The sequence below is a fragment of the Streptomyces thermoviolaceus genome (assembly GCF_045209695.1).
Lineage (GTDB): Bacteria > Actinomycetota > Actinomycetes > Streptomycetales > Streptomycetaceae > Streptomyces > Streptomyces thermoviolaceus.
Genome location: NZ_CP109280.1, coordinates 999,042 through 1,023,621, shown reverse-complemented (window position 1 = coordinate 1,023,621; position 24,580 = coordinate 999,042). Strand labels below are relative to the sequence as shown.

The window sequence follows — 24,580 nt, the reverse complement described above, 5'->3', positions numbered from 1 at the left end:
GGCCGCACTGAATTCTAGGCACCGCGCCCCGGAATTCCGTCCGGTCGGGGAGCGAGGGAATCCGTGACGGTTCGCACACCACGGGAATCGGCGCCGGAGCACGGGAGGCGGGAATCACGACACCGGACCGGGCAGGGACCCATTTCCGTCGTCGCCCGCCAAATGCAAACCCGCACACCCGGGTCCGCCGCCGCAGCGGACCGGGCCCCCTACGGCAGCACGCCGGCCCTGCGGGCCGCGACCACCGCCTCGCCGCGGGTGTGGGCGTTCAGCTTCCGCATGGCCGAGCGCAGATACGCCTTCACGGTCTCCGGACGCAGCCCCAGGCGCGCCGCGGCGGCCCGGTTGGTCGCACCGGAGGCCACACAGGCCAGCACGTCCACCTCCCGCGGCGCCAGGTTCACCCGCTGTGCCGGGGCGGCCGCGGCGGTCAGCAGGCCGCAGGCGTCCAGCAGTTCGGCCCGCAGCTGGGGATCCGCGATCCGCGGGGCCAGGGCCCGCAGCGCCGCGTGCGCCTCGCGGACCTGCTCCCAGGCCGCGCTCGCCGGCCGTCCCGGCGCCGTCCCGGTCCGCGCCGCGGCCAGCAGGTCGCGCGCCTCCTCCCGCGCCACGAACGCCTGTTCCACGTCCCGCGCGGCCTGCACGGCCGCGGCCAGCGCACGGTCGCCCAGCGGCTGCGCCGCGCGCAGCGCCCCGTACAGCACCCCGCGCACCCGGCGCCGCACCACCACCGGCACGGCCAGCACCGCGCGCAGCCCCTCCGCGGCCACCGCCGCGTCGTACTCGTGGCTGATCTGCCGGGACAGCGAGTAGTCCGTCACCGCGCACGGACGGGCCAGCGCCACCGCCTTGCCGCCCAGCCCGTTGCCCGCGGTCACCGCCAGCGCGCTCAGCGCGCGTGTGGCCGTACCGCTCAGCTCGCTGATCCGCACCCCGGGCAGGCCCGGCTCCACCAGGCCGCCGAAGGCGACGGGCAGTCCCGTCGCCCGCCGCAGCCGCACCAGCGCACCCCTGATCTCCGCCGCCCCGGACGCCTCCGCCGACACCTGCTCGCCCCTTCGTCACGGACCCGCCCCCACACACCCCCGTTCGGGGGTGGTGAGACCCGCATCACGGATTACACGATGTGACGCAGCCGCCCGGCAACGGTCCGGATGTGAAGGGCTTTGGAGGACGCATGACGACAGCGACGGAGCTGTTCCGCCAGGCGCGGGATTTCCTGCTGGAACACCGCGAGGACTACGACACGGCCTGCGCCGGCTTCCGATGGCCCCGCCCCGACCGGTTCAACTGGGCGCTGGACTGGTTCGACGTCATCGCCGAGGGCAACGACCGCACCGCCCTGCACATCGTGGAGGAGGACGGCACCGAGACCCGACTGTCCTTCGCGGAGATGTCCGAGCGCTCCGACCGCGTCGCCGGCTGGCTGCGCGAGCGCGGCGTCGCGGCCGAGGACCGGATCCTGGTCATGCTCGGCAACCAGGCCGAGCTGTGGGAGACCGCGCTCGCCGCGATGAAACTGCGCGCCGTCGTCATCCCCGCCACCCCGCTGCTCGGCCCCGCCGACCTGCGCGACCGGGTCGAGCGCGGCCGGGTGAAGCATGTCGTCGTGCGCACCCAGGACGCCGCCAAGTTCGCCGAGGTGCCCGGCGCCTACACCCGCATCGCCGTCGGCGGCCTGCCCGACGAGGACGGCTGGCAGCGGTACGAGGACGCCTACGACGTGTCCGCCGCGTTCGTCCCCGACGGCCCCACCCTCGCCGACGACCCGCTGATGCTGTACTTCACCTCGGGCACCACCGCCCGCCCCAAGCTGGTGGAGCACACCCATGTGTCGTACCCGATCGGGCACCTGGCCACCATGTACTGGATCGGCCTCCGACCCGGCGACGTGCACCTGAACATCTCCTCGCCGGGCTGGGCCAAGCACGCCTGGTCCAACCTGTTCGCCCCGTGGAACGCCGAGGCGACCGTCTTCATCCACAACTACACACGTTTCGACGCCTCCCGGCTGATGGCCGAGATGGACCGGGCGGGTGTGACCACGTTCTGCGCCCCGCCGACGGTGTGGCGGATGCTCATCCAGGCCGACCTGACCCAGCTGCGCACCAAGCCCCGTGAGGCCGTCGCCGCGGGTGAACCGCTCAACCCGGAGGTCATCGACCAGGTCCGCCGGGCCTGGGGGGTGACCATCCGGGACGGTTTCGGACAGACCGAGACCGCCGTGCAGATCTCCAACAGCCCCGGCCAGCGCCTGAAGCCCGGCTCGATGGGCCGGCCCAGCCCGGGGTACCGCGTCGAGCTGCTCGACCCGGTCACCGGCGCCCCCGGCGCCCGCGAGGGCGAGATCGCGCTCGACCTGTCCGCGCGGCCCGTCGGCCTGATGGCCGGCTACCACGGCGACGCCGACCGCACCGCGGAGGCGATGGCGGGCGGCTACTACCGCACCGGCGACATCGGCTCCCGCGACGAGGACGGCTACATCACCTACATCGGCCGCGCCGACGACGTGTTCAAGGCCTCCGACTACAAGATCAGCCCGTTCGAGCTGGAGAGCGCGCTGCTGGAGCACGAGGCGGTGGCCGAGGCGGCCGTGGTGCCCGCCCCGGACGAGCTGCGCCTGGCCGTGCCGAAGGCGTACATCGTGCTGGCCGAGGGCTGGGAGCCGGGCCCGGACACCGCCAAGATCCTCTTCGAGCACTCCCGCCGGGTCCTCGCCCCGTACAAGCGCATCCGCCGTCTGGAGTTCGGCGACCTGCCCAAGACCGTCTCCGGCAAGATCCGCCGCATCGAACTGCGCGAGGCCACGGCCGCCGGCTCCGACCACGAGTACCGTGAGGAGGACTTCCGGTGAGCGAGCTGCCGCGCACCCAGGCGCCCGCGCTGTCGTACGCGCACGGCACCGGCACCACCGCTCTGCTCGGCGACACCATCGGCGCCGACCTGGACCGGACGGTGGCCGCCTGGCCCGACCGGGAGGCCCTGGTCGACGTGGCTTCCGGACGCCGCTGGACCTATGCCGAGTTCGCCGCGGACGTCGACCGACTGGCCCGCGCCCTCCTCGCGAGCGGGGTCGCCAAGGGCGACCGGGTCGGGATCTGGGCGGTCAACTGCCCCGAGTGGGTGCTGGTGCAGTACGCCACCGCCCGCATCGGCGCGATCATGGTGAACATCAACCCGGCGTACCGCACCCACGAGGTGGAGTACGTCCTGAACCAGGCCGGTGTCAGCCTGCTGTTCGCCTCGCAGCGCCACAAGACCAGCGACTACCGCGCGATGGTGGAACAGGTGCGCGGCGCCTGCCCTCGGCTGCGGCGGACCGTCTACTTCGGTGATGCGAGCTGGGACGCCCTGCTCGCCCGCGCCGACTCGGTCGACGACGGTCAGCTGCGCGCCCGCGCCGCACAGTTGTCCTGCGACGACCCCATCAACATCCAGTACACCTCGGGCACCACCGGCTTCCCCAAGGGGGCCACCCTCTCCCACCACAACATCCTCAACAACGGGTACTTCGTGGGGGAGTTGCTCGCCTACAGCGAGCAGGACAGGATCTGCATACCTGTCCCGTTCTATCACTGTTTCGGCATGGTGATGGGCAACCTCGCGGCCACCTCGCACGGCGCCTGCATGGTCGTCCCGGCACCCTCGTTCGACCCCGCCGCGACCCTCCGGGCCGTCCAGCAGGAGCGCTGCACCTCCCTGTACGGGGTGCCCACCATGTTCATCGCCGAGCTGAACCTGCCCGGCTTCGCCGATTACGACCTGTCCACCCTGCGCACCGGCATCATGGCGGGCTCGCCCTGCCCGGTGGAGGTGATGAAACGGGTGGTCGCCGAGATGCACATGGCCGAGGTGTCCATCTGCTACGGCATGACCGAGACCTCCCCGGTGTCGCTGCAGACCCGCAGGGAGGACGACCTGGAGCACCGCACGGGCACCGTCGGCCGCGTCCTGCCGCACCTGGAGGTGAAGGTCGTCGATCCGGTCACCGGGGTGACCCAGCCCCGCGGCACGGCAGGTGAGCTGTGCACCCGCGGCTACAGCGTGATGCTCGGCTACTGGGAGCAGCCGGACAGGACCGCCGAGGTTGTCGACGCGGGCCGCTGGATGCACACCGGCGACCTGGCGGTGATGCGCGAGGACGGCTATGTGGAGATCGTCGGCCGGATCAAGGACATGATCATCCGTGGCGGCGAGAACATCTACCCGCGCGAGATCGAGGAGTACCTCTACGGCCACCCGAAGATCCGTGACGTGCAGGTCGTCGGTGTCCCGCACGACACCTGGGGCGAGGAGGTGCTCGCCTGCGTCGTCCCGCAGGACCCGGCCGACCCGCCCACCCTGGAGGAGCTGCGCTCCTTCTGCGAGGGCCGCCTCGCCCACTACAAGATCCCCAGCCGGCTGGAGATCCTCGACACCTTCCCGATGACCGTGTCCGGCAAGGTGCGCAAGGTCGAGCTGAGGGAGCGGTTCGGGACGAGGGCCTGAGGGGGACGAGCAGCCGAGCGGGGAGGGCGGCGGACGTTCCCGTCCTGCCGCCCTCCCCGTCCCTGGCCGCCCACACGTCTGCTCTCACCGCCGTCCCGAGAGGCGTCCTCGACGCCCCCTCCGACCTGTGACGATGCGCGATCGGTCTCTGTTGCGCGCACGGCATTGGCCCACGTGCCGCCTCGCACCGTGTACTTGCCTGGCCAGGGGCGCCGGCACAGGTCGCGCCCGCACGTACCGAGAGGCCGACACGCCGGGGAGGGGCGGCATGCTCCCTCAGGGGGCGGAATGACTCCTGTCACCTGCGTGGACATCGGCATTCAGCACCTGCGGTGCTTCCTCGCGCTCGCCGAGGAACAGCACGTCACCTGGGCCGCCGATCGCCTCGGCATGTCACGGCCCACCCTCAGCCGGCAGATCCGCCGGCTGGAGGAAGCGCTGGGGCGTTCGCTGCTGGACCGCAGCACCCGGCACCACGGCTGACCGCCGAGGGCCGGCGTCCGCAGGCCGAACTGCGCATCCTGCTCCCATGCCTGGAGGCCGCCCTGCGGCCGCCCGAGAGCCACGCCCCGCCGCGTCTCGGCTACGCGTGGGGCTTCCCCACCGGGCCGGGGCGGCGCGCCCTCGCACACCTGGAGCAACGCCACCACGTGATCGTGCAGCCGGTCCGGGTCGACGACCGGACGGCGGGACTGCCCGACGAGGCGGCCGACGCGGCCCAGCACCCCGACCCCGACGTCCTCCACCTGCCCCTGACCGGAGCACCCCGGGCCACGCTGTCCTGCGTGTATCCGCGCACCAACCCGCATCCGCACGCGACGACGCTCGGGGAGGCGCTCCTCCACGCGGCGCGCGCCGGCCGCACCGGCGAGGGCAGGCACAGCGGCCGCATGAGCCGCCTGCCCGCCGTGCGGCACCCGGCAGGCGGCGCTTGCGGCGGCACCCGGGGCGGCCGTCGCCGGTGCGGCCGGTCGCGCCGAGGCCGCCGCTCACGGCACGGTGCGGTTCCTGACCGGCCGGGTCACCTGCTTCGCCACACACGCCGGCATGCCGTCCACCAGGATCCCGGGGGCGGCGTCCTCGCCGGCCCGCGTTCCAGGGGGACGGCCGCTCGCGGTCGCCTCCCGTTCCCCCGGCACCCGCACCGGCTGCGGTGCGTTCGCCGCATCCGGGGCGTCCGACGCGTCCGCCAGGTCCGCCGTCCGCGCCGCCGAATCCGCCCGGGCGGCCGCGCGACGCCGGTAGGCGCCGGGCGGCATGCCGATCAGTTCGGTGAAGCGGGTGGTGAACGTCCCCAGCGACGCACAGCCGACGGCGAGGCACACCTCGGTGACGCTGAGGTCGCCGCGCCGCAGCAGCGCCGCCGCGCGCTCGATGCGCCGGGTCATCAGGTAGGCGTAGGGCGACTCGCCGTAGGCGGCCCGGAACTGCCGGCTGAGGTGTCCGGCGGACATGTGCACAGCCCGGGCCAGCTCCTCCACGTTCAGCGGCTGCGCGAACTCCCGGTCGATCCGGTCGCGGACACGGCGCAGTCGGGCGAGATCGGCCAGGCGCTGCGCCTCGGCCTGCGCACGCCGCCACTCGGGCCGGCACATGGGGTTGTGCCCCCTTCCTCCGGTCGGCGCGGTCAGCGCAGCTGCTGGATGCGCACCAGGTTGCCCGCCGGGTCGCGGAAGGCACAGTCCCGGACGCCGTACGGCTGCTCGGTCGGCTCCTGGACGACCTCGGTGTCGCCCGCCTGCACCTGCTCGAAGACCTCGTCCAGGTCTTCGGTGGCCAGCATGATCCAGCCGTAGGTGCCCTTGGCCATCATCTCGGTGATGGTACGGCGCTCGTCCTCGGTGATGCCCGGGTCGGCGGCGGGTGGCGCCAGCAGCAGGGAGACGTCGGGCTGGCCGGGCGGGCCGACGGTGATCCAGCGCATCGTGCCCTGTCCGACGTCGCTGCGGACCTCGAAACCGAGGACGTCACGGTAGAAGGCGAGGGAGGCGTCCGGGTCGACGTGCGGGAGGACGGTGGTGTGAATGGTGAGCTTCATGCCGAGCAGGCTAGGTCCGGTGCAGTGGTTCGCGCTTCTCGAATCCTGACCGGTTCCTTCCGGTCCGGGGCATTGTGTGCGGGGCGGAGCCCGACCGGTGCCCGGAGGCGGAGAACAAGGCGTCCAGGGCGGAAACAGAACGAGGGGCCCGCCGCCCCCGTGCCGGCGGGTCCCTCGGGGCAAGGGCGCCCGCCGCCCCCGTTCCGGCGGGGCCCTCGGGGAAGAGGGTGCCCGCGCGCAGCGCCGGCCCATCCCCCGCGGGCCCGGTTCAGAGGTTGATTTGAGCAAGGCGTACGGGGTCTACGTCCCGTGCCGTAGACGACGGGACGCGGCAGGGCGCGGGCGGCGTCCGGCTCACCAGTCGTCGTCCGACAGGCCCGGCCAGTCCTCCGGGCCGCCGCCCTGCCACTCGACGATGTCGCTGTCCTCCACCTCGAACCGGTCCAGGTCGGCATGCCGGAGGATCTCGATCACGTCGTCCAGGTGGGACGCGAGCCCGAGGGTGACATCGCCCTCGGTGACCCGCCGGGAGCCGTCCAGCGCCGGGGAGTGCACCACGATGTGCGGATGCCGGGTGTTCATGCCTTCAGCCTCCTGCGCCCGCCGCCGCCGCGCACCCCGAAAGCTGCGGGGCACCGCGAAGAGGCGGGTCCCGGGGCCTCGGCGGCGGCCGCGTCTGCCCGCGCACCGGCCGGCGCGTCAGGCTGAGCGCGTGCGACGGAAACCGGAGTCCACGACCGAACCCTTCGCCCTGGACGAGGTGCCCGCCCACACGGTGGACGCACGGGAGGCCGGTGAGGGCGCCGCGCCGGACGCCGTGGACGTCGGGCAGGCCGTCGGCCGAGCTGGACCGCAAGGCCGAACAGCGGATCGTGCGCACCCTGGAGGCGCGCGGCGCGTCCGCCGTACGGCACGGGGTTGCGACCGTGGCGAGCGCCCTGGGCGTCAGCCGCCTCACCGTCTACACCTGCCTCAACCGCGAGAAGGAGAACTGACGCGGGGACTGGCGCGGGGAGCCGGCCGGAGGGGACCGGCCGGGTGCCGAGGGGGAGGAGCCGGCCGGCCCGGGGGGCGCGATCGCTGCGCCCGGTGCCGGACATGCTCGACACACCGTTGACGCGGTCGCTGCGGAGGCGTTAGCTGTCCGCGACGTGTTCCGTACACCACGTGTTCGAGGCCACGGAGGCTGCCGTGACGTCGACATCCCTGCCGTCGGGCCTCGCCCGCTTCAACGCTTCCGCGCCCGCGGCGGCGCGCGCCGCCCTCCTGCGGATCTGTGCCTCGACGGCGTGGGCCGATCGGGTGCTCGTCGCCCGGCCCTTCGCCGCACCCGAGGAGCTGTACGCCGCCGCCGACACCGCCCTCGCCGCGCTGACCACGCACGACCTCGAGGAGGCGTTGGCCGGGCATCCGCCGATCGGCCGTCCGCGGCCGGGGGAGACGGCCTCCGCCCGTGAGCAGAGCGGCATGACCCGTGCCTCCGCGGACCTCAAGGCGGAGATGCACGCACTCAACCAGGCGTACGAGCGCACGTTCGGCCATGTGTTCCTGATCTGCGCCACCGGGCTGACCGGCGAGCAGATGCGCGACGCGGCGGCCGAGCGGCTCCGCAACACGCCGGAGCAGGAGTGGCGGACCGTCCGCACCGAGCTGGGGAAGATCAACCGTGTTCGGCTCGCGCGACTGATCGAAGAGGGCACCATGAGCACCGGAAGAACCGCCTCCGTGTCCACCCATGTCCTGGACACCGGCCTCGGCCGGCCCGCCGCGGGTGTCCCCGTCCTCCTGGCCGCCCGCGCGGGACGTACCGCCGGCTGGCAGGAGCTGGGCGGATCCGCCACCGACACCGACGGGCGGTGCCGGGACCTCCCGGCGCTGCCGGAGGGCACCACCCACGCACGGCTCGTGTTCGACACCGAGACCTACGCCACCACCCGCGCGGCGGCCCGGCGGGACGCCCCCGCGCCCGAGGACGGCGAGAGCGGCAGCCCCGCGTTCTTCCCCGAGGTCGCCGTGGCCTTCGCGGTGGTGCCCGGCGAGCACTACCACGTACCGCTGCTGCTCTCCCCGTTCGGCTACTCCGTGTACCGAGGGAGCTGACCGACACCATGACCCGATGCGTCCTGGGACAGAACCAGTACGGAAAGGCCGAGAACCGCGTCGTCAAGATCACACGTGACGGCGACACCCACCACATCAAGGACCTGAACGTCTCCGTCGCCCTGTCCGGCGACATGGAGGAGGTGCACCGCAGCGGTTCCAACGCCAACGTCCTGCCCACCGACACCACCAAGAACACGGTGTACGCCTTCGCCAAGCGGTTCGGCATCGACAGCGCCGAGGACTTCGGCATCCGGCTCGCCCGCCACTTCGTGGACGACACCGCGCCGATCCACCGGGCCCGCATCCGCATCGAGGAGTACGCCTGGGACCGGATCGACACCCCCGACGGCACACCCGCCACCGGTCACTCCTTCGTCCGCAGGGGCCAGGAGATCCGCCGCGCACAGATCACCTACGACGGCCACAGCGTCCAGGTCCTGTCCGGTCTGAAGGACCTGACGGTGCTGAACTCCACCGGCTCCGAGTTCTGGGGCTTTCTCAGGGACGAGTACACCACCCTGGAGGAGGACCGTGACCGCATCCTCGCCACCACCGTCTCCACCTGGTGGCGGCACACCTGGGACGGCACCGGCGCACCCGCCCCCGACTGGGACCGCTCCTACCGAAGGGTGCGCACTCACGCGCTGCGGGCGTTCGCCGAGACCTATTCGTACTCGCTGCAGCAGACCCTCTTCGCGATGGGCGTTCGGGTGCTGGAGTCCTGCGACGGGATCGACGAGATCCGTTTCTCGATGCCCAACCAGCACCACTTCCGCTCGGACCTGTCGCCCTTCGGCCTCACCAACGACGCCGCCGACGGCGCCGTGTACCACGCCGCCGACCGGCCCTACGGCCTCATCGAGGCCACCGTGCTGCGCGACGGCGCCGACCAGCTCATCCCGGCCGATCTGACCAACCTCTGACGCGGACCGCCCGCCCGGCCGGTCCGACCGAAGCACGCACCGTGGCACGGCCCGTGCGGACACGTCCTGTCCCCGGCCGCCACCGGACCGACCCAGGGAGCGCCATGGCAGCACCGGAGATCCAGCGCATCGTCATCGACAACTGCGCGATCGCGACCGTGGACGCCGACGACACCGAGCACGCCGTCGGCCATCTCGTCCTCGCCGGCCACCGGATCGAGTCCGTCGGCGCCGGCCCGGCACCCGCGGACCTCGACCATGTCGTCCGGCGGATCGACGCCCGCGGCCATCTGGCCACACCCGGCCTGGTCAACACCCATCACCACTTCTACCAGTGGCTCACCCGGGGCCTGGCCACCGACCACAACCTGTTCGACTGGCTGGTCGCGCTGTATCCGCTGTGGGCGCGCCTCGACGAGCGGATGTGCCACCGCGCGGCGCAGGGATCACTGGCGGTGCTGGCCAAGGGCGGCGTCACCACCACGATGGATCACCACTACGTCTATCCGCGCGGCTGCGGCGACCTGTCCGGCGCGATCGTCCGGGCCGCCCGGGAGACGGGCCTGCGCTTCACGCTCGCCCGCGGCTCGATGGACCGGGGCGAGAAGGACGGCGGCCTGCCTCCCGACTTCGCCGTGGAGAGCCTGGACGGTGCCCTCGCCGCCACCGAGGAGACCGTCACCGCCCACCACGACGCCTCCTTCGACGCCATGACCCAGGTGGCCGTCGCCCCCTGCTCCCCGTTCTCCGTCTCCACCGACCTGCTGCGCGAGAGCGCCGAGCTGGCCCGCCGGCTCGGTGTGCGGCTGCACACCCACGGCTCGGAGACCGCGGAGGAGGAGCAGTACTGCCGGGAGAAGTTCGGGATGCGCCCCACCGACTACTTCGCGTCCACCGGGTGGCTCGGCGAGGACGTCTGGATGGCGCACTGCGTGCACATGTCCGACGCCGACATCGCGGCGTTCGCCCGCACCGGCACCGGGGTCGCGCACTGCCCGTCCTCCAACGCCCGGCTGGCCGCGGGCATCGCACGGGTCCCCGACCTGCTGAGCGCGGGTGTCCCGGTCGGCCTCGGCGTGGACGGCACCGCCTCGAACGAGTCCGGCGAACTGCACACCGAGCTGCGCAACGCCTTGCTCGTCAACCGCCTCGGCGCCCACCGCGAGAAAGCGCTGAACGCCCGTCAGGTGCTGCGCATGGCCACCCACGGCGGCGCCCGGGTCCTCGGGCGGGCCGGGCAGATCGGCTCGCTGGAGCCGGGCAAGCTGGCCGATGTCGTGCTGTGGCGGATGGACACCCTCGCCCACGCCTCCATCGCCGACCCGGTGACCGCACTGGTCTTCGGGGCCCCGGCCCCGGTCACCGCCTCCTTCGTGGGCGGCCGTCAGATCGTTGAAGACGGCCGGCTGCTCACCGTCGACGAGGACGCCGTCGCCCGCGCCACCCGCGAGGAGGCCCGGCGTCTGGCCCGGATCGCCGCCGGGGACTGACCTGTCGTCGCCGCCGGGGGCCGACCCGCTCGCCCCGCTCTCCGGCCACCTCGCCGGACAGCGGGGCGCCATGTGACGTCACCCGCCCGGGATCCCCAACAGGGCCGGATCGGCGGCGAGTTCCTTCAGCCGCCCCTGCGGGTCGGGCAGCAGCTTCCGGGCCTTCAGGTCCATCAGACCGCACACCGCGGTGAGGTCGGCGGCCACGGTGCCGTCGGCCTTGCGCATCGTCTGCGCGATCCGGAACGTCTTGCCGTCGCCCCATGTGAAGGCGCAGCTGACGTCCACCTCGTCCCCCGCGAGCAGCTCCCGCCGGTAGCGGATGGTGGTCTCCAGGACGACCGGGCCCACCTGATGCTCGCGCAGGTCGGCCTGGCCGATCCCGGCCGCCTGCATCAGCGACCAGCGGGCGTGCTCCGCGTAGCTGAGGTACACGGCCTGGTTGAGATGGCCCTGGACGTCGGTCTCGTATCCGCGGACGGTCACCCGCACCGAGAACGGCTCGCTCATGCCTCTCCCTTCAACGTCCTCGCACTGCCCACCGATCCTGGCACGCACCTCGCGCACGCTCACACACGCCGTGGGGACGCCAGCACATACCTGATGCGGGTCCTGGGCTCGGTGTACTCCCCGGCCTGCCATCCGGCCCGCTCCAGCGTGTCCGCCCACGCCCGCAGCGCCGCCCGCGGCCCGTACACCGCGACCGCCTCCGGCTGCGCGGTTGCCCGCACCCGGTAGCCGTCGGCGTCCGGCCCGGCCGGACGGTGCCCGGCCGCCTCCAGGGCCAGCGCCGCGGCCTGCACCAGATGCGACCGCTCCCAGCCGCAGGGCCGCTCGGCCGCCCCGTCCGGGTTGGTCATCCGGCGCAGCTCCAGCAGCCCCTGCCAGGCGCTGCGCACCTCCCGCGCCCGCACCGCCTCGTCCTGCACCGGCTCTGCCGCGTCGCCGGTGCGCGCGGTGAACACGCCGGGCTCCGGTTGCGCGGGAGCCGGATCCGGCGGCGCCGCGGGCTCCTGCTCGCGTATCCGGTGCCCGGCCGGGGTGAGGAAGTGGTCGTGCGGCGGCCGCGGATGCCGGAACGCCAGGCCCCGCTTCACCAGCGCGGCGAGCTGCGCCGGCGTTCCGCGCAGCCGCCCGGTCACCGGGTCGGCGGCGTCGATGAGACGTCGTTGTGCGGCGGTCGGCGGTCGGGTCACGGCGTGCTCCTTCCGACGGCTGCCGGCGGCGCCGGCACCCGGAACGTGTCCGCGTGCGTCCCGTCCGCCGCCTCGGACGACACGACGTCACGGACATGGCCTGCTGAGGAGCAGGCTAGGCCGGGGGTCTGACATTCCACTCGGCGATCACCGGCCGGCCGTGCTCGGTGCCCAGCCGGCACAGCGTCCCGGTGCCCAGCTGGAACAGCGCGCCGGAGGACGCCGGCAGCCCGAGCCGGCGGGCGGTGAGCACCCGCAGGAAGTGCCCGTGCGACACCAGCACCACCACCTCCTCCGCGCCGGCGCCCGCCGCCTCGGCCTCGACCTTGGCCAGCATCCGGTCGGCGCGCGCCCCGACCTGCTCCGGGCTCTCCCCGGGACGGTCCGCCGGCCCCGGCACCACCCCGTCGGTGAAGAGGAACCAGTGCGGCCGCTCCCGCAGGATCCGCGCGGTGGTCACGCCTTCGTAGCCGCCGTAGTCCCACTCCTGCAGGTCCGGGTCGGTCCGCACGCCGGTCAGCCCGATCAGCTCGGCGGTCTCCTGCGCCCGCTGCAGGGGACTGGCGAACGCCGCCGCCACCCGCAGCTGCCGCAGCGCGGGCGCGAGGCGCCGCGCCTGATCGCGCCCGCGCTCGGTCAGCGGAACGTCCGTCCGGCCGGTGTGCCGCCCGGACCGCGACCACTCGGTCTCCCCGTGCCGGACGAGAATGAGATCAGCCATGCCGCTCAGGCTAGGGCCTGTCGTTCGGATCATCCCGGCGTCGCGGGGTCCGGCACGCTCATCTGCCGCGTCGCCGTCACTCGCCGACGCTCCGCGTCGACCCCCTCCTCCGCCGTGCGGCTGCACGCACCGGACCCCGCTCGGGTCGTCCGAGAGGCACCGCGCCGCGCGGCCGGGCCGATCCAGGCGAAAAGCCCTGTGGCCGGCCTCGGCCGCCCCGCGGGATTCCGTACGCGAGCGCCGTGCCGGGCCGGTCCGTACCCGGCGGCGGACCCACCGGTTGCCGTCGGCTACTGCCGGTACCCGCTCAGGAACCGCCCGATCCGGCCGATCGCCGCCTCCAGCACGTCCGCGTGCGGCAGGGTGAGGATGCGGAAGTGATCGGGTTCCGGCCAGTTGAAGCCGGTGCCCTGGACGACCTGGATCTTCTCGCGCAGCAGCAGGTCCAGCACGAACTTCTCGTCGTCGTGGATCCGGTGGACCTTCGGGTCCAGGCGGGCGAAGGCGTACAGGGCGCCCTGGGGTTTGACGCAGGACACGCCGGGGATCTCGTTCAGCTTCCGCCAGGCGGTGTCGCGCTGCTCGCGCAGCCGGCCGCCGGGCGCGGTCAGCTCACGGATGGACTGGCGGCCGCCGAGCGCGGCCTGGACGGCGTACTGCGCGGGCGCGTTGGGGCACAGGCGCATGGAGGCCAGCATGGTCAGGCCCTCCAGGTAGTCGCGCGCGTGCTGCTTCGGACCGGTCACCACCAACCAGCCGGAGCGGAATCCGGCCACGCGGTACGTCTTCGACAGGCCGCAGAAGGTGAGGACGACCAGGTCCGGGGCGAGCGCGGCGGCCGAGTGGTGCACGGCGTCGTCGTAGACGATCTGGTCGTAGATCTCGTCGGCGAACACCATCAGGTGGTGCCGGCGGGCGAGGTCGAGGATGCCCTCCAGGACCTCCTTGGGGTAGACGGCGCCGGTCGGGTTGTTCGGGTTGATGATCACGACGGCCTTGGTGCGGTCGGTGATCTTCGCGGCCATGTCGGCCAGGTCCGGGGTCCAGTCGGCCTGCTCGTCGCACCGGTAGTGGACCGCCTTGCCGCCCGCGAGGGTGGTCACCGCCGTCCACAGCGGGTAGTCGGGGGCGGGGATCAGGATCTCGTCGCCGTCCTCCACCAGGGCCTGCACCGCCATCGACACCAGCTCCGAGACACCGTTGCCCAGGTAGACGTCGTCGACGCCGACGTCCAGGCCGAGGGTCTGGTAGCGCTGGGCGACCGCACGACGGGCGGGGAGGATGCCGCGCGCGTCGGTGTAGCCGTGGGCCTGCCGCAGCATCCGGATCATGTCCTGCACGATCTCCTCGGGCGCCTCGAAGCCGAACAGCGCCGGGTTGCCCGTGTTCAGGCGGAGCACGCTGTGGCCCGCCTCCTCCAGCGCATTGGCCTGCTCGATCACCGGGCCGCGGATCTCGTAACAGACCCCGTTGAGCTTGTTCGACTGCCGGAACTCCATGCGCCCCTCCCGGAGAGTTGTGTTGCTTGGTTTTACCAAGTAGGCGCTTGGAAAGTCCAACAACGTGTCTAGACTGCGTCGCATGTCACCTCGCCGAAGCTACGACCAGTACTGCTCCGCCGCCCGCGCGCTCGACCTGGTGGGCGACCGCTGGACCCTGCTGATCGTCCGTGAACTGCTGGCCGGGCCCCGCCGTTACACCGACCTGCACGCCGACCTGCCGGGGGTGAGCACCGACGTCCTCGCCTCCCGGCTGAGGGACATGGAACGGGACGGACTGGCCGGCCGGCGCAGGCTGCCGCCGCCCGGTGCCGCCTACGTCTACGAACTGACCGCGCGCGGAAGGTCGTTGCTGCCGGTGCTGCAGGCGCTGGGGGAGTGGGGACAGGCGGAGCTGGGCGAGCCGCGGCCCACGGACGCGGTGCGGGCGCACTGGTTCGCGCTGCCGCTGCTGCGTGCCCTGCGCGGGGTGGAGGGCACGGGCGTGGTCGAAGTGTGCGTCGAGGAAGGCGTGTTCCACGTGTACGTCGGTGCCGGCGAGGACGCACCCGTGTACGGCGACGGGCCGGCGCCCGCCGAACCCGACGCCCGGCTGGTGCTCGACGCCGCCGCCCGCACGGCACTGGCCCGCGGGGAGACGGATCTGGCGGCGGTGCTGCGGCAGGGCGGTGCCACCGTCAGCGGGGACGGCAGCCTGGCCAAGGCCCTGCGGGACGCCGGATGACACAAGGCCCGCACCCCGGCGGGGTACGGGCCTCGCGTTCCTCCTGCTGCGGTTCGCGCCGGCGTCAGACGCCCGGCGGCACGTGCGAGGGTCGCCCCGAGCCGCGGGTCAGCGCATAGCCGCCGATGCCCGCGAGTGCGGCCAGGATCGCGCCGATCCCCGTCCACACCCACCGGTCCGACCACCAGCCCGACGCCCAGCCGCCGTCCGGTTCGATGTCCGACAGCACGGCGCCGCGGTCGTCGTCGTCCTTCTTCGCGGTGACGGCGATCCCCGGCACCAGGGGCTCGGCCAGCGAACCGTCCACGGCCGCCGCACCGCCGATGTCCTTGGAGTCCACCTGCACCGCGGCGTCGACCGGCAGACCCAGGTCGGCGTTGCTGAGCGAGACGACGGTGAGCCGGATGTAGTACGTGCCGGGCAGCGGATCGTTCGCCCACGGCTCCGACCAGGCACGGACCGTGCGCAGTACACACGTCAGGTCCACGGAGGCCGCCTCCGCGCCCACGGTGCGTGTCTGGGCGCCCCACTGGCAGGCCTGGCGGCGCCGCAGGCCGTCGTAGACGTCCACCTGCCAGGTCTGCGTGGTGTGCTGCTCGGGCAGCTTCACCGTCGCGTGCACGGTGGGACGCTGCCCGGCGTCGGCCGGGAACGACCAGTAGAGGTAGTCGCCGGTGGAGCCGTTCGCGGTGGCCCGCTGCCCCTGTTCGATCTCCGTGGCGGTCCGGAACGACGTGCCCGCCTGGGTCGGTGCCGAGCTGTCACCGGACGGGCTCGCGGTGGGGGTGTCCGCGGCCGCGGGTGCGGCCGAGAGCCCCAGCATCAGCAGGGCCGCGCCCAACGCTCGTATCGCACGCATCAGTTCGTCCTCCACACAGCGATCCGCCAGCGCGACAGCCAGCCCCACACCAGTCCGGCCAGGAAGCCGACCACCACGAGCACGCCGAGCAGCCACCAGCCCCGGCCCAGCCCGAAGGCCGCCACGTCCGAGGCCCGGTCCGGCCCGTCCACCACGTCGACGGTCAGCTCCAACGGCAGACCCGGCGTGGTCTTCACCCCGGGGGCCGCCGTGAAGGAGTTGGTGACCTGCAGGCACACCGTCTCCGCAGACGCGTTGTCGTCGTCGCTCTCCGGCCGCGGGTAACGCAGACCCGTGGAGATCATGTCGGTGCGGCCGGTGCCGGCCGCCTCACCGCGCACGATCTCCCGGCCGTGCACGGTCACCGCCCGCAGCAGCACGCCGTAGTCCGGCCGCACCGCCCGGTCGTCGGCCACGCTCACCGAGGCGCGCAGCTCCTGCCCCGGCTCGACCTGCACCCGGTACCAGCGCTGCTGCCCGAACTCCTGACGGTCGGTGTACAGGCCGGAGGTCAGCTCGGGGGCCTTGGAGCACTCGGTGGCGCCCTGCGTGGCCACCGGCGTCACCACCGGGTCGGCGGCCCGGTCGACCAACTGGCCGACTCGGTCGGTCAGTTCCTTCTTGTGCCGCACGGAGGTGTAGGTGCCGCCGGTCGCGTCCGCGATGCAGCTGAGCTGGTCGCGGGTCTTCGCGTCCGGCACCAGGCCGAGGGTGTCGATGGTCAGGCCGATGCCCTGGGCCGCGATCTCGCGGGCCACCTCGCACGGGTCCAGGGGCTGACAGGTGTCCTCGCCGTCGCTGATCAGCACGATACGGCGGGTGCCGTCGCCGCCCTTCAGGTCGGCGGCCGCCTTCTGCAGCGCCGGGCCGATCGGGGTCCAGCCGGTCGGCACCAGCGTGGCCACCGCCGTCTTGGCCTCGGTGCGGTCCAAGGGACCCACGGGGTACAGCAGTTCGGTGTCCTTGCAGCCGGTGAGCCGGTCGTCGCCCGGGTAGTTGGCGCCGAGGGTGCGGATGCCGAGCTGGACCTCCTTCGGCGTGGCGTCCAGCACCTCGTTGAACGCCTGCTTGGCCGCGGCCATCCGCGACCCGCCGTCGATGTCCCGTGTGCGCATGGATCCGCTGACGTCCAGGACCAGCTCGACCTTCGGAGCGGGCTTGCCGTCCGGTTCCTCGTCGGCGACCGCACCGGCAGGGAAGGCCAACCCGGCCGTCAGGGCGGCGAGCAGAGCACAGACTCCCGCCGCCAGCCGTTTTCTTGTGATCATCGGCGGATCTTATTGATCGGCGGGGTCCGGCATCAAAACGAGCTGATCGTCGGTCAGCGGATGTGCCAGGGACGTCCATTGATCACCCGGCCTGTCCGGTGACAGTCGCATCAGCGTCAGTGCCTTGGCGGGGAGCGGGGCATGACGCAGAGCCGAGCCGTCGCCGTCGTCCGGAAGGTCTCGCAGAACCGGTTCCAGCGCAGCGGCCAGGGCGGGCGCCGAACCGGCCGTGCTCGCCAGGGCGCCCGCCACCAGTGAACCGAACAGTTTCCGCCGCAAGGCCACCGGGTCGTCCGTCAGGTTGCGGGCCGGCAGGTCCGGCACCGGGATGCCGTGCCGGGCCAGCCGGGCGGGGCTGACCCGGACGTCGGCGACGTCCCGGTACACCAGCCGCCTCGGCGTCCCCGTCTCGGACAGCACGACCAGCAGGTTCTGCCCGTGCGCCTCCAGGGCCACCCCCAGCTGCAGCATCCGCAGCCCGGCCGTCAGCGCGAGCCGGGTGAACGCCGTGAGCCAGCCGGGCGAGCGGGGCAGCCCCGTCCGGGCGAGGGCGGCCACCGGCACGACCTGCTCGCCGGGCCCCGCGTACACCTGCGGCGACTCCCGCCACACCGCGGCCAGATCGGGGGAGTGGGCCGTGACCGCGCCGAGGGTGCGGGTGATGTGCAGCAGCCCGTCGGTGCGGGCCGCCAGCTCGGCCGTGAACGCCGACAGGGTCTGCGCCGCCGCCACCGAACCGACCGAGATGTCCCGCACCGACGACGTCAACCGGGCCGACAGCGCCGTCTTGACATGCGGGCCGCCGTCCGGCAGGGCCAGCGTGCGCAGCGACATCAGCGGATGCGCGGGCAGCACACCGGCGGTCGCGGGACGCGCCAGCACATGCTGGGCCTGCCACGGATGCACCGGCACCAGCAGCCGCTCCCCGTCACGCAGGTGCTCCGGCCACTCCCCGGTCACCAGGCACTCCCGGGCCGGCACCGGCAGCAGGCCCAGCCGGACCACGGGCCGGTGCTCCGGGCCGTACGCCAGCTGCTCGGCCACCGAGAACCCGGGCCGGGAACGGCAGGCGGGGTGGTAGGGGTGCCCGTCGACCACCCGCTGCTCCCACTCCCAGTCGGCCGCCGGCTCCTCCCCGGCGTCCCCGTCCGGCTGGTCCGCCCGCGACAGCGCGAGGGACGCGACACAGTGCTCCAGTTCCGCGGCGAACGCGTCGCCGTGCGGCACGGACAGCACGGTGATCAGCCGCGCCGGGTCGTCGTACGCCGTGCCGTCGAGCCGCACCTCGGTGACCGCTGCCGACGTCGCGTACGGGTCCGAGGGCGGCCCCGACAGGGTGCGGCCGTCGCCGAGCCGCAGCACCAGGCCGTCGCGGACCCGCTCCCGGGCCGTGATCCACGGCAGCGGCTCATGGACCAGCCCCCGCCACAACCGGGTCAGCACCGACGCCCGCGCACCGGGCAGCTCGGCTGCGTAGCGTGGGAGAAGACCAGGACGCACGGCCGCCAGCTCCTCGCCGACGGCCGCCTCGGCGGTCCGGGGACGGTGCACGGTCGGCCTCCTTGCTGCCACGCGGGCGTCATGGCGACGCCCCCCGGGTAGACATACTGGTCGCTCTTCCACCGCGGGCGCACCCCGGTGCAGCGGTGCGGATCCGAGGCCGACGAAGGGGAACGCGTGGACCTGATGCCGCCCGGCCACGACGTCGCGGAGCGCGCCGACGCGTACGCCGCCGCGCCCTTGCTCAACTGCCTGATCCGCGAGGTCGCGGAGGCCCTGCCGGACCCGGAGGGCCACCGTATCTACCGGCTGCCCGGACTCGGCCGGCTGCTGCGCGTGCACGGCGGGCGACGCCCGGAGCGGCCCGAGGTGCTCACGGCGGGCCGCTGGCGGCGCATCGACCACACGGAACTGGTCAAACTCGTGGCCGAGGAGATGCGCCGGCACACCGGCCTGTCCAACGACGAACTGCCCGCCGAGATGCTCGACAGCCGCGACGCGGTGGCCGCGCTGCTCACCGCCCGCGAGAGGGCGGCACCCCCGGACGACATTTATCTGCGTTCCGAGCAGTCGCTGCTCACCGGCCACCCCTGCCACCCGGCCCCCAAGGCACGCGGTGGCGGACCCGTCGCCTCCTGGCTGCCCTACGCCCCCGAGGCGCACGCCCGGTTCAAGCTGGTGCTGCTCGGGGTGCGCGCGGACCTGGTGGTGGAGGAGGGCGACACCTCCGCGCTCGACGCGCTCGGCCAGGCACCGCCCGGCTACCGGCTGCTGCCCGCCCACCCCTGGCAGCTGGACCTGGTCGGCCGCGACCTGGCCGGCCCCTTCTCCGACGGCCGTCTGCTGCGCCTGGGCACCACCTCCTTCGAGGTGTGGCCCACCGCCGCGATCCGCACCGTGCACGCGCCCGGCCACGACCTGTTCCTCAAGTTCAGCCTGGACGTGCGCATCACCAACGACATCCGGCGGCTGTGGCGGCACGACCTGCTCCGGCTGCGCCGCACCGACGCGGCCGTGACCCGGGCCTTCGCCGCGCTCGGCGGCCCGGCGGCCTGGCTCAGCGACCGCGGCTACCGCACGGCGTCCTTCGCCTTCGAGGAACTCGCCGTCGTCGTCCGCGACGGGCTCGCCCGGCACCTGCTGCCCGGCGCGACCCCGCTGCTGGCCGCCGCCCTGGCCGAGACGGGCGACGGCCACCCGCTGGACCGCGTCCCCGATGCCGCTCGCTGGTGGGCGGCCTATCTGCGGCACGTGGTGCCGCCGGTGCTGGGAGTCTTCGCCCGCCACGGCGTCGTCCTGGAGGCCCATCTGCAGAACTCGCTGGTCGCGGTGGACGCCTCGGGCCGGCCCGTGCAGGCGCTGTTCCGGGACGCCGAGGGCGTGAAACTCCTCTCCGACGTGCCCCGTGCGGCCGGCTGGGAACGGCTGGTGTACTGCCTGATCGTCAACCACCTCGGCGAGATCGCCGCCGCCCTGACCGAACGCCGCCCCGGACTCGACCCGTGGCCCGCCGTCCGCCGCGAACTCGCCCGCCACGACCTGCCGGAGATCCCCGCCCTGCTCACCGCGCCGACCCTGCCCGGCAAGACCAACCTGCTGCTGCGCTGGACCGGCGCGGACGGCGCCGACGCCCGCTACCGCCCGCTGCCGAACCCGCTGGCGAGAAGCTGAGGGGACGTGCCGGGCGGACCGGCACGAGCTTCCGGAAGCGCTGCGCGCGACCCGCTCGGCGAGCGCCCCCGAGCCGCGCACCCGGGGCTCCGTCCGGCAGGAGGATCCCGCCCGGCGACGGTGAGGGACACACGCGCGACCGTGCACGACGAGGCAGATGCGCACACCACCGGCGGATGACGAGCCGCACACGCGGCGAAGACAGGCCGCACACGCGGCGGACAACGGGCACACGCCATGGCCGGCCGTCGGCACACTCCTCCGCCGACGCACACCTCGGACGTCACACCCACCGCTTCGGGCACACGGCGTCGGACACTCGGCGGCGTACACAGGCCCGCGGACCGCAAGGGCGTACACGGGTCAGCGGACCGCAAGGGCGTACACGGGTCAGCGGACCGCAAGGGCGTACACGGGTCAGCGGACCGCACAGGCAAAGAACGTACAAGACCTGCCGTCCCGGCGTGGCACACCATCTTCCCCACGACCCGAAAGCCGTGGCGCGGCCCGACGCGGCCGTCGCTGGTCCTCTGAGGACGCCCCGCACCCGCACAAGCCTCGCCCGCCGAGGAGACATACCGGCCACGTGCCGCCCGGGTGCCCGGACGCACCCCGGGGACACGATCGACGGCCCCGTCCGGTGACCCGCCCCCGTCCGACGAGGATCTTCCAGCCATGACACCGTCCAGCGGTGCGCCGCAGGCCCCGGCCCGGCCGCACCTGATCCACGCCCACTTCCATCTGCTGGTGACGATGGTCCTGTTCGGAACCGCTTTCACCGGTTCCAAAGCGGTCGTCGGGCAGATGCCGCACCAGACGGCGGCGGCCTTCCGGTTCGGTGGTGGAGCGCTCGTCCTGCTCGTGGTCCTCGCGGTCACACGTCGCGCGTCGCGCGAGCGCCCGGCCTTCTCGTGGCGCGAGGCCGTCCGTGCGGGCCTCGTCGGCCTGGTGGGCGTGTTCGGCTACAACGTGTTCTTCTTCTGGGGGCTGGCGCTCGCACCGTCGGTCGACGGAACGATCCTGGTCCCCGTGCTCAGCCCGGTGCTCACCACGGCCGTCCTGCTGGTGACACGTCAGGAGCGCGCGTCCGCCGCACGGGTCGCCGGACTGGGCCTCGGCCTGGCCGGTGCGGCAATCTTCCTCCTCGGTGCCGACGACGGCACGGGCCTCGACGGGAGCCGGCTGACCGGAGACCTGGTCTTCCTCGCCGGGTCGGCCTGCTGGGCGGTGTACAGCATCGCCTCGAAGAAGCTGCTCGGCGGGATGGACCATGTGCGCGCGACCGCCTACGGCACCTGCGCCGGAGCCGTGGCGCTGATCCTGCTCGCCGTTCCGTCCATGGCGTCGCTGAGGTGGAGCGACGTCCCCACGGGCACCTGGCTGACCCTCGCCTGCCTGGCCGTGGGACCGACCGCCGTCGCCTACGTCTTCTACTACCGGGGCCTGGGCAGTGTCGGTCCGTCGACGGCCACGATGCTGATGTTCACGGTGCCCGTGTTCGGAGTGGCCTCGTCCGTCCTCGTCCTGGGCGAGTCCTTCACTCCCCTCCAGGACATCGGCACGGTCGTCCTGCTGGCCGGGGCGGTGGTCGCTGTGACGGACGGACGCGTGCCGTGGGCGCGCCGCCGGTCCGCCACCGTTCCGGTCCCGGTGGACGACCGCTGACCGCTCGCCGGGCCGGCCGGGAGGGCGCGCCGCCGGCCCGGGACGTTCGTCAGGACGACCGGGCGCCGACCGGAACCCGGTCGTCCGCCGGGACGCCGAGCAGATCCAGAGCGCCGTGGATCGCCCGGTCGAAGGGCTCGGTGGACTGCTCCGCCCGGGCCAGCGCATAACCGCCCTGGATGACAGCGGCCAGGGCGGCGGCGGTCTCCTCCGGGCGCAGCCGCGCATCCAGCTCGCCCGCCGCCTGCGCCTCGGCGACGGCCTCGGACAGGCAGCGGTTCAGGACTGCGAAGGTCTCCCGGACCGGTGCGCGCAGCTCGTCGTCGGCGACGATCTCCGGGTCGCCCGCCAGCCGGCCGACGCTGCATCCGCGCAGCACGTCGCGCTGCAGCAGCAGGTAGGCGACGATCCGCTGCAGTCCGGTGCCCTCACCCGAGAACACCTCGCGCACCTGCGCCTGCATCAGCTCCGCGCTGCGACGCTCGGCGGCCAGCACCAGATCGGACTTGCCGCGGAAGTGGTGGTACATGCTGCCCTGGCCCACACCCGAGCGGCGCAGGATGGCCGTGGGGCTGGTGCCCACATAGCCGCGGTCCCACAGCAGCTGCCGGGTGCCTTCGATCAGGCGGTCCTTGGTGTCGGAGGAGCGTTCCACACCCCCGACCATACATACGTGTATGTTGGTCGGCAACGACCGCGCATACATACATGTATGTATGGTGGTCCGGTGCCGGTGCGAAACCGGCCGTATCCGAGCAGAGAGGACGACATGCCGTACAACAACTCCGTCGAGATCGTGGAGGCGTTCTGGGACCAGGTGTGGAACGCGCACGACCCGGACAAGGCCGACGACTTCGTCGTCGAGGACTTCGTCATCACCAACGCCGGTGAGCGCGTCGAGGGCCGGGAGAACTTCAAGGCCTGGATCAGGGCCTTCCTGGACCAGGTGCACGACTTCAGGCTGGAGCCGATCGAGACCTTCCAGAACGAGGACGGCAGCCGGGTCTGCTCCCGCTGGCTGGTGCACGGCCGGAACAACGGCGTGATGGGCACCGAGCCCGACGGGCGGCCGATCTCCTTCACCGGCACCGCCGTCTGGGCGGTGCGCGAGGACGGCAAGCTGCTGCACAACTGGGTGGAACGCGCGAGCTTCGAGCTGTACCGGCGCCTGACCGGCACGACGGCCGCGACGGACTGACCCGGCCGCCCCGCCCGCAGCGGCCCGCGCCGTTGCCGGAGCCGTGCGGCCGGACGCGGAGTGCCGCCGCGGCGGCGGGTGCGAGCCCGGCGGTCCGGTCCGGCCCGGACTCGTGGCGCGGCGGACTACTATGGTCACTTCGTGTTCCGCAGGCCGGACGCCGTGGCCGCCCCGCCCTCCGGTCCGCGGGAAAGGCAGGGAGACACACATGGCAGCCGGAACCGCCGGATGGGTCCCACGGTGCGCCGGGGGCGTCGGCCCGGACGGCCTCGCGCGGGCAGGGGCCCCGGTACGTACGGCGCGACGGAGCACAAGGCGATGCTGAGAGAGGTCACCGCGACCCGCTATCTGGCCCCGCTGCACTCCGGCGGCTCCGTCCCCGGCGTCGTCGAGGCCGACGACCTGGGCACCTATGTCGTCAAGTTCACCGGGTCCGCGCAGGGACGCAAGGCGCTGGTCGCCGAGGTGGTCGTGGGCGAGCTGGCCCGCGCCCTCGGCCTGCGCTTCCCGGAGCTGGTGCTGGTGCACTTCGACCCGGAGCTGGGCGCGAGCGAACCCCACCAGGAGGTGCGGGACCTGCTGAACGCCAGCCGCGGGGTGAACCTCGGCATGGACTTCCTGCCGGGCGCACGGGACTTCACCCCGGTCACCGCCCGGGACCTGGTGGTGGATCCGCTGGAGGCCGGCCGGATCGTCTGGCTGGACGCGCTGACCGCGAACGTGGACCGCACGGTGCACAGCTCCAACCTGATGATCTGGCCCACCTTCGGCACCGTGCCGCCGCGGCTGTGGCTGATCGACCACGGTGCCGCGCTCGTCTTCCACCACCGCTGGGACACCTCCGATCCGGAGAAGGCCTACGACCTCAGGCACCACGCCCTGGGGCACTACGGGCCCGATGTGCGGGCGGCCGACGCGGAGCTGGCGCCCAAGGTGACCAGGGAGCTGCTCGGCGAGGTGCTGGCCGAGGTCCCGGACGCCTGGCTGGCGGGCGAGCCCGGCTTCGACGGCCCGCAGCAGGTCCGCGAGGCCTACGTCGACTACCTGGCCGCGCGGGTGCGGGCGTCCGCGGCCTGGCTGCCCACCTGTTTCCCCAGCCGGGAGGAGCTGGCCGCCGAGGAGGCCCGCCGCGCGGCCCGCATCCAGCAGGGCCGGCCGGACTGGCTCAAACACGTCCCCGACCTGCACGGCAGGCCGTCCGCACAGCAGGACTGGTCGGCCCACCTCGGCTGACCGG

The 24,580-nt window shown here is 73.3% G+C and carries 23 protein-coding genes and 1 pseudogene; 12 read left to right on the top strand and 12 right to left on the bottom strand.

Annotated elements, in window-relative coordinates; translation table 11 throughout:
• Positions 1-209 precede the first annotated feature (209 nt).
• The gene (locus OG899_RS04555) at positions 210-1,046 is read right to left on the bottom strand and encodes a LuxR C-terminal-related transcriptional regulator (RefSeq protein WP_125495976.1); all 837 of its coding nucleotides are present in this window, start codon (positions 1,044-1,046) and stop codon (positions 210-212) included.
• Positions 1,047-1,177: 131 nt separating this feature from the next.
• On the opposite strand from OG899_RS04555, the gene OG899_RS04550 reads away from it, so the two are divergent.
• The 3 genes from OG899_RS04550 to OG899_RS04540 all read left to right on the top strand — a co-directional run bounded on the left by OG899_RS04550 (position 1,178) and on the right by OG899_RS04540 (position 4,971).
• Positions 1,178-2,854 carry an AMP-binding protein gene (locus OG899_RS04550; RefSeq protein WP_168130895.1) on the top strand — a complete coding sequence of 559 codons (1,677 nt, stop codon included), beginning with the start codon at positions 1,178-1,180 and terminating at the stop codon, positions 2,852-2,854.
• Positions 2,851-4,488, top strand: a complete 1,638-nt coding sequence (locus OG899_RS04545; RefSeq protein WP_308431445.1) for an AMP-binding protein — start codon at positions 2,851-2,853, stop codon at positions 4,486-4,488. Before OG899_RS04550 ends, OG899_RS04545 begins: the two co-directional genes overlap by 4 nt.
• Positions 4,489-4,776: 288 nt before the next feature.
• Positions 4,777-4,971 carry a LysR family transcriptional regulator gene (locus OG899_RS04540; RefSeq protein ID WP_168130896.1) on the top strand — a complete coding sequence of 65 codons (195 nt, stop codon included), beginning with the start codon at positions 4,777-4,779 and terminating at the stop codon, positions 4,969-4,971.
• 506 nt (positions 4,972-5,477) lie between these two features.
• Here the strand turns inward: OG899_RS04540 and OG899_RS04535 are convergent.
• The 3 genes from OG899_RS04535 to OG899_RS04525 form a co-directional block, all read right to left on the bottom strand.
• Positions 5,478-6,083, bottom strand: a complete 606-nt coding sequence (locus OG899_RS04535) for a helix-turn-helix transcriptional regulator (RefSeq protein WP_168130897.1) — start codon at positions 6,081-6,083, stop codon at positions 5,478-5,480.
• Positions 6,084-6,115: 32 nt separating this feature from the next.
• The gene (locus OG899_RS04530; RefSeq protein WP_125495980.1) at positions 6,116-6,526 is read right to left on the bottom strand and encodes a VOC family protein; all 411 of its coding nucleotides are present in this window, start codon (positions 6,524-6,526) and stop codon (positions 6,116-6,118) included.
• A gap of 354 nt (positions 6,527-6,880) precedes the next feature.
• Positions 6,881-7,108 carry a hypothetical protein gene (locus tag OG899_RS04525; protein ID WP_125495981.1) on the bottom strand — a complete coding sequence of 76 codons (228 nt, stop codon included), beginning with the start codon at positions 7,106-7,108 and terminating at the stop codon, positions 6,881-6,883.
• A 245-nt stretch (positions 7,109-7,353) separates the two neighbouring features.
• On the opposite strand from OG899_RS04525, the pseudogene OG899_RS04520 reads away from it, so the two are divergent.
• From OG899_RS04520 to OG899_RS04505, 4 genes and pseudogenes are all read left to right on the top strand, one after another.
• A pseudogene (locus OG899_RS04520) lies at positions 7,354-7,521 on the top strand (helix-turn-helix domain-containing protein); the annotation flags it as partial.
• Positions 7,522-7,717: 196 nt separating this feature from the next.
• Positions 7,718-8,626 (top strand): 2-oxo-4-hydroxy-4-carboxy-5-ureidoimidazoline decarboxylase, encoded by a 909-nt coding sequence (uraD, locus tag OG899_RS04515; RefSeq protein WP_125495983.1) that lies wholly within the window; start codon positions 7,718-7,720, stop codon positions 8,624-8,626.
• An 8-nt stretch (positions 8,627-8,634) separates the two neighbouring features.
• Positions 8,635-9,552, top strand: coding sequence for a factor-independent urate hydroxylase (pucL, locus tag OG899_RS04510; RefSeq protein WP_125495984.1), 918 nt, complete (start codon positions 8,635-8,637; stop codon positions 9,550-9,552).
• A 104-nt stretch (positions 9,553-9,656) separates the two neighbouring features.
• Positions 9,657-11,042, top strand: a complete 1,386-nt coding sequence (locus OG899_RS04505; protein ID WP_125495985.1) for an 8-oxoguanine deaminase — start codon at positions 9,657-9,659, stop codon at positions 11,040-11,042.
• 78 nt (positions 11,043-11,120) lie between these two features.
• Here the strand turns inward: OG899_RS04505 and OG899_RS04500 are convergent, their stop codons facing one another.
• The 4 genes from OG899_RS04500 to OG899_RS04485 form a co-directional block, all read right to left on the bottom strand.
• Entirely contained in the window at positions 11,121-11,552 is a 432-nt protein-coding gene (locus OG899_RS04500; RefSeq protein WP_125495986.1) for a thioesterase family protein, read from the bottom strand.
• Between the two features lie 59 nt (positions 11,553-11,611).
• Positions 11,612-12,238 (bottom strand): hypothetical protein, encoded by a 627-nt coding sequence (locus OG899_RS04495; RefSeq protein ID WP_125495987.1) that lies wholly within the window; start codon positions 12,236-12,238, stop codon positions 11,612-11,614.
• 115 nt (positions 12,239-12,353) lie between these two features.
• Positions 12,354-12,959, bottom strand: a complete 606-nt coding sequence (locus OG899_RS04490; RefSeq protein WP_125495988.1) for a histidine phosphatase family protein — start codon at positions 12,957-12,959, stop codon at positions 12,354-12,356.
• A gap of 290 nt (positions 12,960-13,249) precedes the next feature.
• Entirely contained in the window at positions 13,250-14,458 is a 1,209-nt protein-coding gene (locus OG899_RS04485) for a pyridoxal phosphate-dependent aminotransferase (protein WP_168132263.1), read from the bottom strand.
• Positions 14,459-14,540: 82 nt separating this feature from the next.
• Between OG899_RS04485 and OG899_RS04480 the strand changes: the two genes are divergently transcribed.
• Positions 14,541-15,182, top strand: coding sequence for a winged helix-turn-helix transcriptional regulator (locus tag OG899_RS04480; RefSeq protein ID WP_125495990.1), 642 nt, complete (start codon positions 14,541-14,543; stop codon positions 15,180-15,182).
• 64 nt (positions 15,183-15,246) lie between these two features.
• Here the strand turns inward: OG899_RS04480 and OG899_RS04475 are convergent, their stop codons facing one another.
• Genes OG899_RS04475 through OG899_RS04465 form a run of 3 tightly spaced genes read right to left on the bottom strand, consistent with a single transcriptional unit; the run spans position 15,247 to position 18,860 of the window.
• Complete coding sequence (locus OG899_RS04475) at positions 15,247-16,041, bottom strand: hypothetical protein (protein ID WP_125495991.1); 795 nt, start codon at positions 16,039-16,041, stop codon at positions 15,247-15,249.
• Complete coding sequence (locus OG899_RS04470) at positions 16,041-17,309, bottom strand: VWA domain-containing protein (RefSeq protein ID WP_168132264.1); 1,269 nt, start codon at positions 17,307-17,309, stop codon at positions 16,041-16,043. Before OG899_RS04470 ends, OG899_RS04475 begins: the two co-directional genes overlap by 1 nt.
• Positions 17,310-17,318: 9 nt before the next feature.
• The gene (locus tag OG899_RS04465; RefSeq protein ID WP_125495993.1) at positions 17,319-18,860 is read right to left on the bottom strand and encodes an IucA/IucC family protein; all 1,542 of its coding nucleotides are present in this window, start codon (positions 18,858-18,860) and stop codon (positions 17,319-17,321) included.
• Positions 18,861-18,995: 135 nt separating this feature from the next.
• Here OG899_RS04465 and OG899_RS04460 point away from each other — a divergent pair, with 135 nt between their 5' ends.
• Positions 18,996-20,480, top strand: coding sequence for an IucA/IucC family siderophore biosynthesis protein (locus tag OG899_RS04460; RefSeq protein ID WP_125496025.1), 1,485 nt, complete (start codon positions 18,996-18,998; stop codon positions 20,478-20,480).
• 675 nt (positions 20,481-21,155) lie between these two features.
• Positions 21,156-22,145 carry a DMT family transporter gene (locus OG899_RS04455; RefSeq protein ID WP_125495994.1) on the top strand — a complete coding sequence of 330 codons (990 nt, stop codon included), beginning with the start codon at positions 21,156-21,158 and terminating at the stop codon, positions 22,143-22,145.
• Positions 22,146-22,194: 49 nt separating this feature from the next.
• Here OG899_RS04455 and OG899_RS04450 read toward each other — a convergent pair whose 3' ends face one another.
• On the bottom strand, positions 22,195-22,812 hold the full coding sequence (locus OG899_RS04450; protein WP_125495995.1) for a TetR/AcrR family transcriptional regulator: 618 nt from the start codon (positions 22,810-22,812) through the stop codon (positions 22,195-22,197).
• Between the two features lie 102 nt (positions 22,813-22,914).
• On the opposite strand from OG899_RS04450, the gene OG899_RS04445 reads away from it, so the two are divergent.
• Positions 22,915-23,343 carry an ester cyclase gene (locus OG899_RS04445; protein WP_168132265.1) on the top strand — a complete coding sequence of 143 codons (429 nt, stop codon included), beginning with the start codon at positions 22,915-22,917 and terminating at the stop codon, positions 23,341-23,343.
• A 318-nt stretch (positions 23,344-23,661) separates the two neighbouring features.
• The gene (locus OG899_RS04440; RefSeq protein WP_168132266.1) at positions 23,662-24,576 is read left to right on the top strand and encodes a HipA family kinase; all 915 of its coding nucleotides are present in this window, start codon (positions 23,662-23,664) and stop codon (positions 24,574-24,576) included.
• Positions 24,577-24,580: the final 4 nt, after the last annotated feature.

Bases quoted from the DNA above. Each gene is read 5' to 3' on its own strand.
- OG899_RS04450 (WP_125495995.1), bottom strand. From the start codon at position 22,812: ATGGTCGGGGGTGTGGAACGCTCCTCCGACACCAAGGACCGCCTGATC.
- OG899_RS04505 (WP_125495985.1), top strand. From the start codon at position 9,657: ATGGCAGCACCGGAGATCCAGCGCATCGTCATCGACAACTGCGCGATC.
- OG899_RS04530 (WP_125495980.1), bottom strand. From the start codon at position 6,526: ATGAAGCTCACCATTCACACCACCGTCCTCCCGCACGTCGACCCGGAC.
- OG899_RS04550 (WP_168130895.1), top strand. From the start codon at position 1,178: ATGACGACAGCGACGGAGCTGTTCCGCCAGGCGCGGGATTTCCTGCTG.
- OG899_RS04485 (WP_168132263.1), bottom strand. From the start codon at position 14,458: ATGGAGTTCCGGCAGTCGAACAAGCTCAACGGGGTCTGTTACGAGATC.
- OG899_RS04480 (WP_125495990.1), top strand. From the start codon at position 14,541: ATGTCACCTCGCCGAAGCTACGACCAGTACTGCTCCGCCGCCCGCGCG.
- OG899_RS04470 (WP_168132264.1), bottom strand. From the start codon at position 17,309: ATGATCACAAGAAAACGGCTGGCGGCGGGAGTCTGTGCTCTGCTCGCC.
- OG899_RS04475 (WP_125495991.1), bottom strand. From the start codon at position 16,041: ATGCGTGCGATACGAGCGTTGGGCGCGGCCCTGCTGATGCTGGGGCTC.
- OG899_RS04540 (WP_168130896.1), top strand. From the start codon at position 4,777: ATGACTCCTGTCACCTGCGTGGACATCGGCATTCAGCACCTGCGGTGC.
- OG899_RS04525 (WP_125495981.1), bottom strand. From the start codon at position 7,108: ATGAACACCCGGCATCCGCACATCGTGGTGCACTCCCCGGCGCTGGAC.
- pucL (WP_125495984.1), top strand. From the start codon at position 8,635: ATGACCCGATGCGTCCTGGGACAGAACCAGTACGGAAAGGCCGAGAAC.
- OG899_RS04490 (WP_125495988.1), bottom strand. From the start codon at position 12,959: ATGGCTGATCTCATTCTCGTCCGGCACGGGGAGACCGAGTGGTCGCGG.
- OG899_RS04460 (WP_125496025.1), top strand. From the start codon at position 18,996: ATGCCGCCCGGCCACGACGTCGCGGAGCGCGCCGACGCGTACGCCGCC.
- OG899_RS04500 (WP_125495986.1), bottom strand. From the start codon at position 11,552: ATGAGCGAGCCGTTCTCGGTGCGGGTGACCGTCCGCGGATACGAGACC.
- OG899_RS04455 (WP_125495994.1), top strand. From the start codon at position 21,156: ATGACACCGTCCAGCGGTGCGCCGCAGGCCCCGGCCCGGCCGCACCTG.
- OG899_RS04535 (WP_168130897.1), bottom strand. From the start codon at position 6,083: ATGTGCCGGCCCGAGTGGCGGCGTGCGCAGGCCGAGGCGCAGCGCCTG.
- OG899_RS04445 (WP_168132265.1), top strand. From the start codon at position 22,915: ATGCCGTACAACAACTCCGTCGAGATCGTGGAGGCGTTCTGGGACCAG.
- OG899_RS04440 (WP_168132266.1), top strand. From the start codon at position 23,662: ATGCTGAGAGAGGTCACCGCGACCCGCTATCTGGCCCCGCTGCACTCC.